Origin of the sequence: Streptomyces sp. LS1784 (genome assembly GCF_020103755.1) — a bacterium.
Lineage (GTDB): Bacteria > Actinomycetota > Actinomycetes > Streptomycetales > Streptomycetaceae > Kitasatospora.
In genome coordinates this window covers 1-1,254 of the sequence record NZ_JAHSQD010001071.1, presented here as the reverse complement: position 1 = coordinate 1,254, position 1,254 = coordinate 1, and the positions used below count along the sequence as shown (strand labels likewise).

At 76.5% G+C, this 1,254-nt stretch carries 1 protein-coding gene and 1 pseudogene; one reads left to right on the top strand and one right to left on the bottom strand.

Annotation, left to right across the window (positions count from 1 at the left end; translation table 11 throughout):
* Positions 1–573: alpha/beta hydrolase (locus tag KS423_RS45705; RefSeq protein WP_224285543.1), on the top strand; the 573-nt coding region annotated here is incomplete at its 5' end.
* A 36-nt stretch (positions 574–609) separates the two neighbouring features.
* Here the strand turns inward: KS423_RS45705 and KS423_RS45700 are convergent.
* Positions 610–1,254: pseudogene (locus tag KS423_RS45700) on the bottom strand (glycosyl transferase); the annotation flags it as partial.

Below are 1,254 nucleotides of genomic sequence, written 5' to 3'. Positions count from 1 at the left end.
GCCGCCCTGGACGTGCTCGCCGACGGCCACCGCTCCTGGCCCCGACTGCGCGAGGCCCTCGAACCGGCCGTCACCCGGAGCGAGGCCGAGGGCCTGCTCGCCCTCGCCGACGGCGCCGACGGCCGCGGCGAGGACGGCCGCTACCGGACACCGGCCGACGCCTACGCCGCCATCTCCTGCGCGGACGGCCCGCCGCCGCCCACCGAGGCGGAACTGCGCCCGGCCCTCGCCGAACTCGCCGCCCGCGCCCCGCTGACCAGCGGACACGACCCGGTGGGCACCCTGCTCGACCCGGACTGCCGACCCTGGCCGTTCCGTTCGCCCGAGCCGCCGCAACCGGTCCGGGCACCGGGCAGCGCGCCGGTCCTGGTGATCGGCTCCACCGGCGACCCGGTCACCCCGTACGTCTGGGCGCAGCGGCTCGCCGCCGGGCTGGAACACGGGGTGCTGCTCACCCGGGACGGCGACGGGCACACCGGGTACGACAAGAGCGGCTGCGTCCGGGACGCGGTGACCGACTACCTGGTGGACGGCCGGCTGCCGGCGGCCGGGACGCACTGCCCGTCCGACTGAGCGGGCCGGGCCCCCTTCGGGGTCGCGGACCCACCGTCAGGAGGTGGGGGCCGTCAGGTCGTAGAAGGTGGTCGAGCCGACCGTCTTCTCGGTGAAGTGGGTGGTCACCCAGGACTCGATCTGGGCGGACTCGTTCTGCTGCCCGCCCTCGCCGCCGCCGCCGAAGCCCCGGCGGGAGCCACCGCCGATGAACCAGTGCACCTTGCCCTCCTGGACGTACTTCTGGAAGCCGGCCAGGGTCAGCGAGGGGTCCGTGCCGTTGAACCCGCCGAGGGCCATCACCGGCTCGCCGGTGGCGAGTTGGTAGCCGGCGGCACTCTGCGAACCGATCGCGGCGGCCGCCCAGGTGTAGTGGTCGGCGTTCTCCTTGAGCATGGCGGCGGCCTCGTCGCTCACCTTGGGGCCGTCGAGCAGGCCGCCCATGCCGCCGGGGAGCATGCCCTCGGGGGCCTGCGGACCGGGGACGCCGTTGGTGCCGCTGCCGGTGCCGGTGTTGTCGCCGTTGCCGCGCTCGTGGCGGCCGTTGGCGTGGTCGGTGCCGTTGCCGGTGCCGCCGCCCGGGAAGGCCTGGCCGCCGGGGAAGCCCCCGCCGTTCTGCCCGCGCGGTGCCTGGCCTCCCGGGAAGCCCGGCTGACCGCCCTGGCCGCCCTGGCCGAACCAGCGCCCGTTGCCGCCGCCCGG